We start from the raw sequence: 15,148 nt of genomic DNA, 5'->3' as shown, positions 1-15,148 counted from the left end.
CTTCATAGCTTAAATTGCGCAGTTTGTAGGAGATAATTTCGAAAAAGTCCATCGTTTTTGGAAAAACGTCGGACATTTTCAAAAGAACAAACCGAGTCCTCGTAAATTTTCAGACGTTTTATCTAGATTATCAGAAAAAACAGACACTTTTAAAGAGTAAAATCTACATTTTACCCAAAGTATCTGCTTATATGACAAAAGCTCATGGGCAAAAGACACATAATTGCCACATCACATTTCCTAGAATGAAGAAAACTCTACGTTATTGAGGCTATTGAAATTAACATATAAAAGAGCACACTTTCCACTTCAACTCCGTCCAAGTACTTGCAAGTCCTACGAACGGGAATCTTCTTGCTCTATTTGTTTATGGTAAAAGCTGAAAAAAACTTGGTCCTCTCAGCTTTTCTCAGTAATTTTGCTCTGATTATATCGTTTCTCCTTCTGACTACTCATTATTCATGCGCATACTCTCCATTGATTACGGAAAAAAGCGAACTGGCATAGCTGTGACAGACCCATTGCAACTCATTGCCAACGGGCTGACCACTGTGGATACAAAGGAACTACTTAAATTCCTTCAGGAATACGTATCACGAGAACCTGTGGAGCGCATTGTTATTGGACTTCCTGTACAGCCCAACGGTCAGCCCTCAGAAAATCAAGCACGTGTAAGGAGTTTTACCGGTACATTAGCAAAGGCTTTACCAGAAATTCCAATAGAATTCTACGACGAGCGATTTACTTCCGTATTAGCTCAACGTGCGATACTAGACAGCGGCATCGGAAAAATGAAACGTCGCGACAAGGGATTAGTAGACGAAATCTCTGCCACCATTATTTTACAAAACTATATGGAGCAACGACGTAATGGGTTCTAATATTCTTTGCGAAGTACTCCTAATATACTCAATACAACTATGACATTACCTATTTATCTTTACGGTCAACCCGTATTGCGCGAGGTAGCGCAAGATATTACTCCAGAATATCCTAACCTCTCAGAACTCATTGACAACATGTTTGAAACAATGGAAGAGAGTGATGGGGTGGGACTGGCTGCACCTCAGATTGGTCTCCCCATTCGTCTTCTTGTTGTAGGACTTGATAGTTTAGCAGAAGACTTCCCTGAGTATAAAGATTACAACCGCGCTTTTATCAATGCTCATATTGTAGAAGCAGACGAAGAAAACCTTGGAAGCTACGAAGAAGGTTGTCTTTCAATTCCTGGCATTCATGAATCTGTAAAACGCCCAAAGCGTGTACGTGTTAAGTGGATGGATGCAGAGTTTAATGAGCACGATGAATGGGTAGATGGCTTCTTGGCACGCGTCCTACAACATGAGATTGATCATTTGGATGGAAAGCTCTTCATTGACTACATTTCTCCTATGCGTAAACAACTTATCAAAAAGAAGCTCAATAATCTACTTCAAGGTAAAGTTCGTTGCCACTACAAAACTAAGGCAAAGTAAGCTCTCCCTTTTGAAATAAGGGAAACATTTGCTGCAATGACCAAGGGATTTTCCCTAAAATGCAATTCTGTATTCTCAAAGCTAATGAGGTATTTGCGAAGCATGGTTTCTTTATATACTAGACTCGTAGTAAAAACAAGTCTAGTATTGATTTGCGCTCTGTTTGCATTGGCAAGCAGAGCGCAAACTGATGTAGAAAATGTGCTGACAATGGGTCGGGTAGCCCTTACTTATGACGACTATATCACTGCCATACACTATTTCAATCGAGTCATAGAAGCGCGTCCTTCCATGGCAGATGCTTATTTCTGCCGAGCGGATGCCAAAGCGCGGTTAGAAGACTATGTAAGCGCCATCAAAGATCTAGACAGAGCGATTGAATTGAATCCTTTTCGTTTGGAGTTTTACGAACTTCGTGGGATTTGTTATGGTCAGAGTCGAAAGTTTCAAGAAGCAATCGCAGACTATGACCATGTATTAAAACAAAATCCGTGGCAGCAGAACGTGCGCTTCAACAAAATCGTCAGTCAATTACAGCTAAAGGACTACAACAACGCAGCATCAGAAACAGACTCTTTCATAACACATTGGCCTAACTACAACAAAATCTACTTAGCAAAAGTAGAAATCGCATTAGCGCAAAAAGACACACTTCAAGCTCTCTCTTGGGCAGACACCTTGTTACGTCTCTCTCCTAGGGATGCCAATATGTGGAACTTCAAAGGACAATATGCACTACGACATAAACAACACGTAGCTGCAGATAGTTTTCTTACAAAAGCCATATCGTTCGCACCTAACGATGCAGATTCTTATTTGATGCGAGCTGCTGTGCGTCATGCTCTTCGCAGGTATGACGATGCACTTCGAGACTACGATGAGGTTATACGTCTAGTACCTCAGCACTTTGTAGCCCATTACAACAGAGCACTATTGCGCTCTTTTGTAGGAGACGATAATCGAGCCATAAAAGACTTTGATTTTGTTTTAGACAAAGACCCGAACAACACACTTGCCGCTTATAATCGCGCACTTCTCAGCGAAAGAGTAGGGAATTTCTCACAAGCTATCAAGGATTATACCCGTTTAATTCGCGTTTATCCCCGTTTCTGGGCAGGGTATGCAGCTCGAGCCCAAAACTATCGAAAGATAGGAAATACTAAAGCTGCCCTTGCAGACGAAACTCGTGTGCAACGCGCACAACTTGACTTTTTCTTCTCTCAACAAAAGCGTTCTCCTATCAAAAAAGTCAAAACTCGATCAGAGCATGAGTTAGAACAATATCAACAGTTAGTGGAAGAACCAGAAGACAGTTTGAGAGTTCGTCTGACAGCTACCGCAGGACGTATTCAAAATAAGAAAGTTGAGCGTGTTTTTCTGCCAATGTTTCGTGTCACTTCTGCCCCACAATCTTCTGTAGGCTACTATAGCATCCTCTTTCTCCCTGTTTCTTCTACACTCAAATTATACAATGCAGTGATAAGTGCGGAAGACTCTACCACCATTGTCCCCTTAGCACAATTAAATGAATGGCTTTCTTCACAAAATCCTGAACACATGGCCATTCTTCTGGCTCAGGAGGCTTCCACATTAGTCGAGACAAATCCTGAACTAGCGCTAGCGTTACTACATCGTACTGAGACTTTGCAGCCTCAATCTGCAATGACCTACTACAACATCGGATGCGTCTTTGCTGCACAAGGCAAACTTTCAGACGCAGAGTCTGCTTTTTCACAAGCCATTTCTCTAGATGATCGTATGGGAGAGGCATATTTTAATAGAGCTGTAGCAGCACTTCTTCAAAACAACAACATAAAAGCTATAGCCGATCTTAGCAAAGCTGGGGAACTAGGCTTATACCGCGCCTACAACCTCATCAAACAAGCACAGAAACAACAAACTAAATGAGAACTATCGAACTATTGTGCCCCGCTAAAAATGCAGATATTGGCATAGAAGCCATACGACATGGAGCAGATGCCGTTTATATTGGCGGACCTTCTTTTGGCGCGCGCGCGGCGGCTGGCAACTCGATCGAAGACATACAACGTTTATGCGACTATGCCCATATATTTGGAGCTCGCGTCTATGTTACACTCAATGTCATTCTCTATGATGATGAGTTGGAAGAAGTAGAAAAGATGGTTCATGCCCTGTATGCTGCAGGAGTTGACGCCTTAATTACACAAGATTTAGCCTTGCTTAAGATGAACATTCCTCCCATTGCTTTGCATGCCTCAACACAAATGGACACCATCACAGCGGACAAAGCAAAATTCTTGGAGCAATGTGGCTATTCTCAGATTGTTGTGGGAAGAGAACTCTCGATAGACCAACTAAACGCCATAACACAAGCTGTAAAAGTTCCTATTGAAGCCTTTGTTCATGGAGCGTTGTGTGTTAGTTACAGTGGACGTTGCTATGTGTCACAACACATTTGTGGTCGCTCAGCCAATAGAGGAGCTTGTTCTCAGTTTTGTCGCCTCAAATTTGATTTGATAGATGCTGACGGTCACGTAATTTCTACACAGCATCACCTTTCACTGCGAGACATGAACCGAACAAACAGTATCGAGCAAATGCTTGACGCTGGTGTAAGTAGCTTTAAAGTTGAAGGACGTTTGAAAGACGTTGGCTACGTCCGAAATATTTCAGCTCACTACCGCGAAAAGATAGACGCTGTACTATCGCGTCATCCCGAACTTCAACGTGCTTCTTTCGGTAAGTCTCGCTATGCCTTCAAACCTCAAGTAGAAAAGTCTTTCAATCGTGGTTTTACGGAATTTTTCCTTCATGGCCGCCGTCCTGATGTTTGGTCAAAACACACACCTAAAGCCATAGGTGCCCCCGTAGGAGTTGTAAAAAGGGTAGGGCGACGCTCATTTGTAGTAGACACATCTGTGATCTTTGCTAATGGGGATGGACTTTGCTATTTCGACGAGAAAGGAAACCTCCAAGGGTTCCGTATCAATCGTGCAGAAGGAACCGAGTTGTTTCCTCTCAAGGTGCCAGAATCATTGAAACCTGGCACTGAACTCTATCGCAATGAGGACAGGGCTTTTGAGAAGACAATGGAAAAATCGTCTTCAGAACGCGTACTTTCAATCAGAATTGCCCTGAGTCAGAAAGACGGTAGTACTGAAGGGTTCACGCTTTCCGCAAAAACCGAACATGATGTCTGCGTAAGTTTAGATTTTCCAATGGAATTGCAAGAAGCACGCTCTCCACAGCATGAGAATATAGTGCGTCAACTCTCTAAACTTGGAGGTACCCCCTTCATTGCTGACGAAATAGAGGTAAATACAAAGGGCGATTATTTCATTCCAGCAGGACAACTCAACGAATGGCGACGTACCTTGGTAGAAGAACTCATTAAAGCATGCCAAAACGCACATAAGCGAGATCTTAGACTTCCAGTGTCTGAGACCATTACTCTCAAAGGTGTGCCTCTTGACTACACGAGTAATATATCTAACAGACTTGCTGAGCTGTTTCTTAAAGAACATGGTGCTCAAAAAGTCCAACCAGCCTTCGAAATTTCTCCTGTACCCGATGCAACGCTGATGACTTGTAAGCATTGTATTCGCTATGCCAATGGTCAATGCCCACGAGAAACTAAACGTCCACCCACCTGGAAAGAACCACTTGCTCTACGAATGTCTGATGGACGTACATTTCCCCTCACGTTCGATTGCGCTAAATGTGAGATGAGTGTCCACACCGACCAATAAAAATGAAGAATCTTTTGTCTGACAGTGCAAGGTGATTTGATGTGCTTGACATAGCTTTCTCAATAAGGCTCAAAAATAAGTAGAGTAGAATAACTCAATCGAATCACTCACTGTCCGCATGTAAGGTGGTATCTACCAGCCACATCCTCCTATTACGCATCATCTCTAATTGTTTTTAGCAATGGAAGTCTCTATTTCTCCCACCTTTAGAAGATTTTTACTCTTCTTTTGCCTTAGCCTTCCTCTTTTTGTGGCATGTAAGCATGACCGCCCTCAAGTATTAAACCCTTGGGTGGGAGAGAGCATTGACTCTGTAGCCTTTAAACAGAAATATCACTACTGGCACAACTATAACTTTATCGCGACAGATACCATCCGATTGGCTTATACTCCAACAAACGCTTTTGGACTATCTGAAGACACAAACGAACTAAGGCTTCATCAGTGGGATGCTGTGGTTGTAACCAATATAACTTCAGTTCCCTCTGATACAATAGACAGTATGTGGGTTATGCTAGCCCGTGATCCGCAAACAATGGGCTGGGTTAGGGCAAAAGATCTACACGACAAAGTTGTACCAGACAATTTTATTTCGCGATTTATCTACTTGTTTTCTAGCTGGAAAATGCTCTTGGTTCTCTCTTTCCTTGCACTTGGCATCGTCTTCTTTGGCATTCAAAACTTGCGACACGCACGATTCCAAATGGTGCATATCAATGATATCAAGAGTTTCTATCCCACCTTACTATGCTTAGTAGTAAGTAGTTCTGCTGTTTTGTATGGAGCAATTCAGCAGTTTGCACCCAGTATATGGGAGGGATTCTATTATAACCCAACGCTAAATCCCCTCACCTCCAACGCCCTTCCCATTCGCCTCTTTCTACTGAGCCTTTGGACGATGCTAATTGTGCTCATAGCTGTTATAGACGATGTGTTTAAGCAACCTGCAGTCGTAGACGCAGTTGCCTATCTAGCCTCACTCTTTGGAGTTTGCATGGTACTCTATCTTTTTTTCACACAGAGTGTCCATATTTATCTTGGATATCCAGTTTTGGCAGCCTATTGGTATTTCGCGCTTCATCGACATTTCCAGCATAACCGTTCGCCCTATCGCTGTGGACAATGCGGTTCAGGCCTGGAGACGAAAGGAAAATGCCACAAATGCGGAGCCATAAACGAATAGATTGTTCAAGCTCTTTACAACGGACATTGGCACATTCAATTTAGATATGGAAGTTTCTCAGCAAATCTTTGGTAGTTATACAAATTATTAGTAGCTTTGGAGTTGAATTCTCAACACAACAATCCAAACGCTTCTATGTCAAACAACAGCAGCTTGGTAAGTATCGCAGACCTTTCTCGCGATAAAATCCTTTATCTCATGGAGATGGCTCAAGAATTTGAGCAGCATCCCAACAGAAAACTTCTGGATGGCCGCATTGTTGCCACTTTGTTTTTTGAACCTTCCACACGTACACGACTTTCTTTTGAGACTGCAGCACATCGCCTTGGTGCAAGTGTCATCGGATTTACCGACCCAAAAGTAACTTCTTCTACAAAAGGTGAAACACTCAAGGATACCATTATGATGGTTGCTAATTATAGCGATATCATTGTAATGCGCCACTTCCTTGAAGGTGCGGCTCTTTATGCCAGCGAATTGACTCAAACACCTGTAGTAAACGCAGGAGATGGTGCGCATCAGCACCCCTCTCAAACTTTGCTCGATTTATATACCATGCTTCAAACGCAAGGTAAGCTCGAAAATTTGAATATCCATCTCGTAGGTGACTTGAAATATGGTCGTACAGTGCATTCTTTGATTATGGCTATGCGTCATTTTAATCCTACGTTCCATTTTATTGCCCCTAAAGAACTAGCCATGCCTGAAGAGTACAAACAGTACTGCAACAAGCATGGCATTAAATTTGTTGAACACGAAGACTTCAACGAAGATACTATTGCAGAAGCAGATATCATCTATATGACGCGTGTACAACGGGAACGCTTTTCAGACCTAATGGAGTATGAGCGCGTCAAAGATGTCTACATCCTCCGTGGTGACATGCTAGGAAAAGCAAAAGATAATATGCGAATCCTTCATCCTCTACCACGCGTGAATGAAATCACACAAGATGTAGACGACACTCCTCACGCCTACTATTTCCAACAAGCTTTGAATGGTCTTTATGCTCGTGAAGCCATCCTCTGTAATGCATTAGGTATCACTTTAGAGGATATCAAAAATGACACCACCATTATTCAATGATTCACCAGAGATAATCCGACAATGAAAAGAGAACAACTCATGGTTGCCGCCATTGAGAATGGAACGGTGATCGACCACATCCCATCAGATAAGCTATTTGAAGTAATCCGACTCCTAGGAATCGAAGAACTTGACCACGATACGGTGTTTATTGGTTACAATCTTCAGAGTAGCGCAATGAAACGTAAGAGCATTATTAAGATTGCTAATAGATTCTTCTCAGAAGTTGAGCTCAACCAACTATCGGTCGTTGCTCCCAACGTAACTTTAAGCATCATCAAAGACTATTCTGTCGTAGAAAAGCGCGCAGTAGTCCTTCCTACTGAACTAAACAACATCGTTCGCTGCAATAACCCCAAATGCATCTGCAACAACGAACCAATGCCCACTAGATTTGTGGTGAGCCAAGATACCTTGACTTGCCATTATTGTGATATGGAGCAGTCCTTGAATCAAGTTAAACTCGTATAGTGATACGTTATTCTCAACCATTTATAATACACAACTAGTATGGATCAACAAATATTCGACCTCATAAATGCCGAGAAGAATCGACAAATCCATGGTATAGAACTAATTGCTAGCGAGAATTTCGTAAGCGACGACGTGATGCGTGCTATGGGTAGTGTATTAACCAACAAGTATGCAGAAGGTTATCCTGGGCATCGCTACTATGGTGGTTGTCAGGTTGTCGACAAAGTAGAAAAAATCGCTATCGATCGCCTTTGTCAACTCTTCGATGCGGAGTTTGCTAATGTTCAGCCTCACTCAGGTGCGCAAGCTAATCAAGCTGTTTTCTTGGCAGTAATGAAACCAGGAGACAAGTTCTTAGGACTTAGTCTTGAGCATGGCGGACACCTCTCACATGGTTCTGCTGTGAACACCTCAGGCATTCTATATCACCCAATTCCTTATCACCTTGTTCGGGAGACAGGCTTGGTAGACTACGATGAAATGGAAGCACTTGCACTTGAGCATAAGCCTAAACTCATAGTCGGAGGTGGTTCCGCTTATAGTCGTGAGTGGGACTATAAGCGCATGCGTGCTATTGCTGATAAAGTAGGTGCCTTATTAATGGTGGACATGGCGCATCCTGCAGGTCTAATCGCAGCAGGTGTATTAGACAATCCCGTGAAATATGCCCACATTGTCACCTCAACAACTCACAAAACCTTGAGAGGTCCTCGCGGAGGTGTTATTTTGTTAGGTAAAGACTTTGAGAACCCTTGGGGGCTCACAACTCCTAAGGGAGAGGTGAAAAAGATGTCACAGCTCATCAATAGCGCTGTATTTCCTGGCATCCAAGGAGGACCATTGGAGCACGTTATCGCAGCTAAAGCTGTTGCCTTTGGCGAAGCCCTTCGCCCAGAATTTAAGATTTGGGCACAACAAGTGAAGAAGAATGCAGCAGTATTAGCAGAGGAGCTTTCTAAGCGCGGCTTTGATGTTGTTTCTGGTGGTACAGACAATCACTCTATGCTCATTGACTTGCGCCGCAAATATCCAGAGCTAACAGGTAAACAAGCAGAAAATGCCCTTGTTGCTGCAGATATCACAGTAAACAAGAATATGGTTCCCTTCGACAGTCGTAGCGCATTCCAGACTTCAGGCATACGCCTTGGTACTGCTGCTATTACCACTCGTGGCGCTAAGGAAGATCTTGTGGCAAAAATCGCAGAACTAATTGAACGTGTCCTTGACAATTTCGGTTGCGAAGGCGTAATAACAGAAGTTCGATCCCAAGTGAATGAACTAATGAAAGACTATCCTCTATTTGTGTGGTAAGGTAGCTCTACCTCTTTTCATAAATTGAATTCTCAAAATAACAACACCCAAGATAAGCGTTTCTGTTTTTTCTTTGGTGTTGTTTTTGATTGTTCGAGATTACATTAGCTCGTTTTCGTTAGATACTATGAGCGCACTTACTTCTCCTCATAAAAAAAGAAGAGAGCAGCGATTCATCATCTGATATCATTGAAAGATAGGCTAGCATTGTATTGATTTCACAAACAATAAATTGACTTCGAAGCGGCAAATATCCATTTCAAACAAGGATTTTCGCAAAATAATTAGTATATTTGCTCTCGGTAAGCGCGATTTTTCTCGCATAACAAGAGACTTTCGTGCTAGATATTGTAAACAAACTCTTTATAGATTCAAATAGCAATAAAATGAAAGCATACGTTTTCCCCGGACAGGGTGCACAATTTGTAGGTATGGGTAAGGATCTCTACGAGAACCATCCTGTAGCTAAGGAATACTTTGATAAAGCGAATGAGATTTTGGGCTTTAAGATCACAGACATCATGTTTGCTGGTACAGACGAAGAGCTCAAACAAACCAAAGTGACACAACCTGCAGTCTTCTTGCATAGCGTGATTTCAGCTCTTTGCTTGGGTGACGAATTCCGTCCCGATATGGTTGCAGGCCACTCTTTGGGTGAACTATCGGCTCTTACCGCCGCTGGTGCATTGTCTTTTGAAGATGGTCTCCGCCTTGTTTCTAAACGCGCCTTGGCAATGCAAGCAGCTTGTGAAGCACGCCCTGGCACAATGGCTGCAGTTATCGGTTTGGAAGATCATACTATCGAAGAAATCTGCGCAGCAGTTAGCCAAGAAAGTGGACAAGTCGTTGTTCCTGCAAACTATAACTGCCCTGGACAATTGGTAATTTCTGGGGAACGAGAAGCCATTGAATTGGCTTGCACTAAGCTAAAAGAAGCTGGTGCAAAGCGTGCTCTTGTATTGCCTGTTGGTGGTGCATTCCACTCTCCCATCATGCAAGCGGCAAAAGACGAACTGGAACAAGCTATTGCAGCTACTTCTTTTGCAGAGCCCAAGTGTCCTGTTTATCAAAATGTGGATGGAGCGGCTCACACTTCACCTGAAGAAATCAAGACCAACCTTATCGCTCAGCTTACCTCCTCTGTGCTTTGGACAAAGGAAGTAAACAATATGGTAGCTGCAGGTGCAACAGTTTTCACTGAATGTGGACCAGGTAAGGCTTTACAAGGCATGATTTCTAAAATCTGCAAAGGAAATGCAGACGTATTGGTGCAAGGTGCTAGCCTCTAATTCCTAGGATATAAAAGCAGAAGCTGCAGTCGCGCAAAAAGATTGTAGCCTCTGCTTTTTGTTTTTTGATAAGTTTCCGATGTGTGCTATAAACATCGGAGTGGACATTGTAATGCGTCTTTCATAAGCAAAGAACCTATGAAAGCAAACGCTGCAAACTCTTTAGATCTCCATGAATATATATCAGGTATTTACGCGACTATATGGTGCTTGCAAACCAGCAAAGAATCTACCCAACGGAACTATTGCAGATAACGGTGTAGCGAAGTTTAATGAATTCACGGCAGATACATTGCAACGCATCAAGGATTATGGATTTACTCACGTGTGGTTCACGGGAGTCTTGGAACATGCTACAAAAACCGACTATACGCGTTATGGCATTCACCTAGACCACCCATGGATTGTCAAAGGTAGAGCAGGTTCTCCTTATGCTATTAAAGACTACTTTGACGTTGATCCGGATCTTGCAGAAGATGTGCCTAATCGTATGGCAGAGTTTGAAGCATTACTAGAACGAACCCATAAAACAGGCTTGAAGTTTGTAATTGACTTCGTGCCCAATCATGTAGCGCGTTCCTATCATTCTGATGTAGCCCCCAAAGGGTTTGAAGATTTGGGAGTTGGAGATGACGAAGAACTAGCTTTTACTCCACGAAACAACTTCTATTATTGCTGGGGTGAACCACTACATACGGAAAACTTTGTTGAAGCAGAGAAGGGTGGTATTCCTTATCTTGAACATCCTGCCAAAGCAACTGGTAACGATGTTTTTCACGCTTGGCCCAATCGTAATGATTGGTACGAAACAGTAAAACTAAATTACGGAGTAGATTATAATGGAGGTGGTGCACAACACTTTGCCCCCATTCCTTCTACTTGGCAGAAGATGACTGATATTTTGCTGTTTTGGGCAAGTAAAGGTGTTGATGCTTTCCGCTGCGATATGGCAGAAATGGTGCCAGTTGCGTTTTGGCATTATGCCATTGCTCAGGTTAAGGCAAAATATGACGTCCAATTCATTGCAGAAGTCTACAATCCCAATGAGTATCGTAATTATATTCATCATGGCGGTTTCGACTATCTCTATGACAAAGTGGGACTTTATGACACCCTACGTGCTGTGATTTGTCAACAAACTAGCGCTGCAGCTATCACGAATGCTTGGCAAAATACTGATGATATAAAGAAGCACATGCTCTATTTCTTAGAGAATCATGACGAACAACGCATAGCTTCTGACTTCTTCTGCGGAGATGCGCAAAAAGCCATTCCTGGTTTAGTCGTTGCAGCATGTATGGGTAACAATCCGCTCATGATTTATGCAGGACAAGAAATAGGAGAAAAGGGTATGGACGCTGAAGGTTTTTCAGGAAAAGACGGACGCACGACTATTTTTGACTATTGGAGTGTACCAAGTCTCCATAAATTGTCTTCTATATCTCCTAGCCTCAAGAGCACAAAGTCCCCAAACCAAGTGCTCACGGGCGAGGAATTAGCATTATATCAAGACTACCAACGTATTCTTCGCTTAAGAAATGAGAACAAATCCTTGAGTGAGGGGCTATTCTACGACTTGATGTATGTCAATTACGATGGAGCCGAAGGTTTTGATTGTCATAGACAATATGCGTTCTTGCGCAAAACAGAAGGCGAACTTCTCTTTTGCGTTGCCAACTTCTCCGATACATACATAGAATGCGGTATTCGCATTCCTGCTCATGCTTTTGATTTCTTGTCAATACCAAGTGGAGAATACTCTGCTGTTGACTTAATCTCTGGGGAGGAGTCCAATATATCTCTTGCTCCAGACGCATGCACACAGATAAAAGTTAGAGCAAACAATGCGATTCTCTTGTCTGTAAAATTCTAATTCCGTGAAACTTCTAAAATAAGATTGGACTATGGTCGTATTTCCTTGCGCCAAAATAAATCTCGGTCTAAACATTGTGGCACGCCGTACAGATGGTTACCACGATATAGAGACCGTTTTCTATCCAATTCCATTACATGATAACTTAGAGGTGGTGTCTGCTCCCAACGCCACTCAGCCATGTTTATTGCATGAGACGGGGCTTCAATTAGATGGCACGCCTGAGAACAACCTTGTAGTCAAAGTTTACCATCAGCTCCGCGAAGACTATCCGCAAATCCCCCCTATAGAAGTGTGGCTTCATAAGCGAATACCTTCAGGGGCTGGCTTAGGAGGAGGTAGCAGTGACGCAGCGTTTATGATGCGCTTACTCAATGAACAGTATGAACTAGGCATGGACGATGAAGATGTAGAGTACCGCCTCAGTAGAATTGGAGCAGATTGTCCTTTCTTCTACCACGCACGTCCAGCTTATGCCACTGGAATTGGCGACGAGCTCACCCAAATAGACTTCGATCTCGCAGGATTGAATCTTGTACTGGTGAAACCTCGTATCCATGTATCCACACGCGAGGCATACGCTTTGGTAACTCCTCGAGCTTCTAGTGAGAACTTATTACTCTCCTTAGCACGTCCGGTTGAAACCTGGAAAGAAACGATAAATAACGACTTCGAAGTAAGTGTTTTCCAAAGATATCCAGAGATTGCAGCAATAAAACAAACTCTCTATGACATGGGAGCTGTTTATGCATCCATGTCAGGAAGTGGTTCAAGTGTCTTTGGATTATTCCGCAATCGTCAGCCAGAAGCTGAAGAAATCTTTCGAGATTGCTTTGTCTCTGAAATGCGATTACGTGCATTTTCTTGATAAATATCCTTGCTATGACCGAAGATGAAATACTGCAAAACCGCAAGATTTTTCTTGATGTTAGTAGAAACTACATCAAGCGTGAAGGACTACTCGGACTTCTCGAGTATTTAAATTGTAAAACCGACTTTTTTTCTGCACCAGCCTCCGCAGCTCATCACCTAGATGAGCCTGGGGGCCTGTGTCTGCATTCGCTAAATGTGTTTGAAACGCTGTTACGCATCTACAAATCAACGCTACAGCCGCACGTTTTTCATGATGATGACGCCTGCTACGCCCCAATATCAGAAGAGAGTTTGGCCATAGTTGCGCTATTTCATGACATTTGGAAGTGCAATCGGTATAAACCATGCGAAAAGAGAAGGAGAAATGCTTATGGACACTGGGAAACGTATCCTGGATATGACGAAGAAGATGATTTCCCATACGGACATGGTGAGAAGTCAAATCTAATAGTTTCACATTATCTCAAATTACAGCGCGATGAACAATTAGCAATTCGTTGGCATCGCGGTGCTTTTGAAGCAGGAGAAGCTGGTTCTCAAATGCGAAAAGCTTATTATGAGGCCTGTCGCCAACATGCACTTGTACCATTGTTGCAAAGTGCTGATATGCTTGCTACCCTTTGTATCGACCCCAAAGACTATTATTAGTCAAATATAGACATAAATCTCTCTATTGAAACGCACTCAAATAGTATAGGACGCGAGATTGTTACGAGAAAACACGACTTAAGACGTTCTATTTTGTAAACTCTAGTATAGCAAAATAAGCACTAGAAGCTTCACTATCAACCAAAACATACTGCTATGAGTTGGTCATTTTGCACAAAAGTACTATTTTTGCGCAGTATAAATTATAACTTTGACTCCCATAATAGGGAGTTCATTATTTACAAATAGAACATGAGTCATAATCTCCTCAAAGGAAAGCGCGGTATTATCTTCGGCGCACTCAATGAACACTCCATAGCTTGGAAAGTTGCTGTAAAAGCAGTAGAAGAAGGTGCAAGCATCACCCTTACCAACACACCTGTAGCCTTGCGCATGGGCGAACTAAACGGACTTTCAGAGCAACTCAATGCTCCTATCATCCCTGCTGATGCCACAAGTGTCGAAGACTTGGAAAAAGTCTTCTCTGAAAGCCAACGTTTGCTCGGAGGTAAGATTGATTTCGTGCTCCATTCTATCGGAATGAGCCTTAATGTCCGCAAGCAACGCACTTACGACGACTTGGACTATAACTATCTCAATAAAACGCTTGACATTTCGGCGCTCTCTTTCCACAAAATGCTGCAAGTAGCAAAGAAGCAAGACGCGCTCAATGAATACGCATCAGTAGTAGCTTTGTCATATGTAGCAGCTCAACGCACTTTCTTTGGTTATAATGATATGGCTGATGCTAAGAGCTTGCTCGAAAGCATTGCACGCTCCTTTGGTTATATCTATGGCCGTGAGAAACATGTACGCGTAAATACCATTTCTCAAAGCCCTACTCCCACTACTGCAGGTAGCGGTGTAAAGGGTATGAGCGATTTGATGGACTTTGCTGACAAAATGTCTCCATTGGGCAATGCTACTGCAGAGGAATGCGCTGATTATACTATCGTGATGTTCTCTGATCTTACTCGCAAAGTAACGATGCAAAACCTTTATCATGATGGAGGTTTCTCTAGCATGGGTATGAGTATGCGAGCTATGAACCAATACTCCAAGGACACAACAGCCTTTGAAGATGAGAATGGTAACATTATCTACGGATAATTAGAAGTCCCTCTCTCACAATATCCGATAAGAAGTGCGGTACTTTTGTGCTGCACTTCTTTGTTTTATGCTGATAATTGCGTAATTTTGCCGTA

At 42.7% G+C, this 15,148-nt stretch carries 13 protein-coding genes; all 13 read left to right on the top strand.

From position 1 onward, the window contains the following. The first annotated feature begins 461 nt into the window (after positions 1-461). Positions 462-881: a Holliday junction resolvase RuvX gene (ruvX, locus tag BQ2633_RS01255; RefSeq protein WP_075564657.1), complete on the top strand. Its 420-nt coding sequence runs from the start codon at positions 462-464 to the stop codon at positions 879-881. Positions 882-920: 39 nt separating this feature from the next. Next, a complete protein-coding gene (gene def, locus BQ2633_RS01250) occupies positions 921-1,475 on the top strand; it encodes a peptide deformylase (RefSeq protein ID WP_075564656.1) in 555 nt (184 codons plus the stop codon). Positions 1,476-1,685: 210 nt separating this feature from the next. After that, positions 1,686-3,383: a tetratricopeptide repeat protein gene (locus tag BQ2633_RS01245; protein ID WP_075564655.1), complete on the top strand. Its 1,698-nt coding sequence runs from the start codon at positions 1,686-1,688 to the stop codon at positions 3,381-3,383. Beyond that, positions 3,380-5,206 carry a peptidase U32 family protein gene (locus BQ2633_RS01240; protein ID WP_075564654.1) on the top strand — a complete coding sequence of 609 codons (1,827 nt, stop codon included), beginning with the start codon at positions 3,380-3,382 and terminating at the stop codon, positions 5,204-5,206. Before BQ2633_RS01245 ends, BQ2633_RS01240 begins: the two co-directional genes overlap by 4 nt. 625 nt (positions 5,207-5,831) lie before the next feature. Further along, the gene (locus BQ2633_RS11240) at positions 5,832-6,389 is read left to right on the top strand and encodes a hypothetical protein (RefSeq protein ID WP_141700099.1); all 558 of its coding nucleotides are present in this window, start codon (positions 5,832-5,834) and stop codon (positions 6,387-6,389) included. Positions 6,390-6,524: 135 nt separating this feature from the next. Further along, a complete protein-coding gene (gene pyrB / locus BQ2633_RS01230) occupies positions 6,525-7,475 on the top strand; it encodes an aspartate carbamoyltransferase (protein ID WP_075564652.1) in 951 nt (316 codons plus the stop codon). A gap of 21 nt (positions 7,476-7,496) precedes the next feature. Then, entirely contained in the window at positions 7,497-7,946 is a 450-nt protein-coding gene (locus BQ2633_RS01225) for an aspartate carbamoyltransferase regulatory subunit (RefSeq protein ID WP_075564651.1), read from the top strand. A 39-nt stretch (positions 7,947-7,985) separates the two neighbouring features. Continuing rightward, entirely contained in the window at positions 7,986-9,260 is a 1,275-nt protein-coding gene (gene glyA / locus BQ2633_RS01220; RefSeq protein WP_075564650.1) for a serine hydroxymethyltransferase, read from the top strand. A 386-nt stretch (positions 9,261-9,646) separates the two neighbouring features. Further along, positions 9,647-10,549 (top strand): ACP S-malonyltransferase, encoded by a 903-nt coding sequence (gene fabD / locus BQ2633_RS01215; protein ID WP_075564649.1) that lies wholly within the window; start codon positions 9,647-9,649, stop codon positions 10,547-10,549. Positions 10,550-10,721: 172 nt separating this feature from the next. Next, a complete protein-coding gene (locus tag BQ2633_RS01210; RefSeq protein ID WP_075564648.1) occupies positions 10,722-12,422 on the top strand; it encodes an alpha-amylase family glycosyl hydrolase in 1,701 nt (566 codons plus the stop codon). A gap of 31 nt (positions 12,423-12,453) precedes the next feature. After that, positions 12,454-13,290 (top strand): 4-(cytidine 5'-diphospho)-2-C-methyl-D-erythritol kinase, encoded by an 837-nt coding sequence (ispE, locus tag BQ2633_RS01205; protein WP_075564647.1) that lies wholly within the window; start codon positions 12,454-12,456, stop codon positions 13,288-13,290. Between the two features lie 14 nt (positions 13,291-13,304). Next, complete coding sequence (locus BQ2633_RS01200; RefSeq protein ID WP_075567120.1) at positions 13,305-13,943, top strand: hypothetical protein; 639 nt, start codon at positions 13,305-13,307, stop codon at positions 13,941-13,943. A gap of 252 nt (positions 13,944-14,195) precedes the next feature. Further along, the gene (locus BQ2633_RS01195; RefSeq protein WP_075564646.1) at positions 14,196-15,053 is read left to right on the top strand and encodes an enoyl-ACP reductase FabI; all 858 of its coding nucleotides are present in this window, start codon (positions 14,196-14,198) and stop codon (positions 15,051-15,053) included. The last annotated feature ends 95 nt before the right edge of the window (positions 15,054-15,148 follow it).

Origin of the sequence: Ihuprevotella massiliensis, from assembly GCA_900095835.1 — a bacterium.
GTDB classification, from domain to species: Bacteria; Bacteroidota; Bacteroidia; order Bacteroidales; family Bacteroidaceae; genus Alloprevotella; species Alloprevotella massiliensis.
Note: the sequence above shows the minus strand (reverse complement) of the source record. Positions and strands in the feature narration are given on the sequence as shown.

Coding starts and splice junctions, on each gene's coding strand:
- BQ2633_RS01210 (WP_075564648.1), top strand. CDS start 10,722: ATGAATATATATCAGGTATTTACGCGACTATATGGTGCTTGCAAACCA.
- BQ2633_RS01195 (WP_075564646.1), top strand. CDS start 14,196: ATGAGTCATAATCTCCTCAAAGGAAAGCGCGGTATTATCTTCGGCGCA.
- def (WP_075564656.1), top strand. CDS start 921: ATGACATTACCTATTTATCTTTACGGTCAACCCGTATTGCGCGAGGTA.
- BQ2633_RS01200 (WP_075567120.1), top strand. CDS start 13,305: ATGACCGAAGATGAAATACTGCAAAACCGCAAGATTTTTCTTGATGTT.
- BQ2633_RS01240 (WP_075564654.1), top strand. CDS start 3,380: ATGAGAACTATCGAACTATTGTGCCCCGCTAAAAATGCAGATATTGGC.
- ruvX (WP_075564657.1), top strand. CDS start 462: ATGCGCATACTCTCCATTGATTACGGAAAAAAGCGAACTGGCATAGCT.
- BQ2633_RS01225 (WP_075564651.1), top strand. CDS start 7,497: ATGAAAAGAGAACAACTCATGGTTGCCGCCATTGAGAATGGAACGGTG.
- pyrB (WP_075564652.1), top strand. CDS start 6,525: ATGTCAAACAACAGCAGCTTGGTAAGTATCGCAGACCTTTCTCGCGAT.
- BQ2633_RS11240 (WP_141700099.1), top strand. CDS start 5,832: ATGCTCTTGGTTCTCTCTTTCCTTGCACTTGGCATCGTCTTCTTTGGC.
- glyA (WP_075564650.1), top strand. CDS start 7,986: ATGGATCAACAAATATTCGACCTCATAAATGCCGAGAAGAATCGACAA.
- ispE (WP_075564647.1), top strand. CDS start 12,454: ATGGTCGTATTTCCTTGCGCCAAAATAAATCTCGGTCTAAACATTGTG.
- BQ2633_RS01245 (WP_075564655.1), top strand. CDS start 1,686: ATGGGTCGGGTAGCCCTTACTTATGACGACTATATCACTGCCATACAC.
- fabD (WP_075564649.1), top strand. CDS start 9,647: ATGAAAGCATACGTTTTCCCCGGACAGGGTGCACAATTTGTAGGTATG.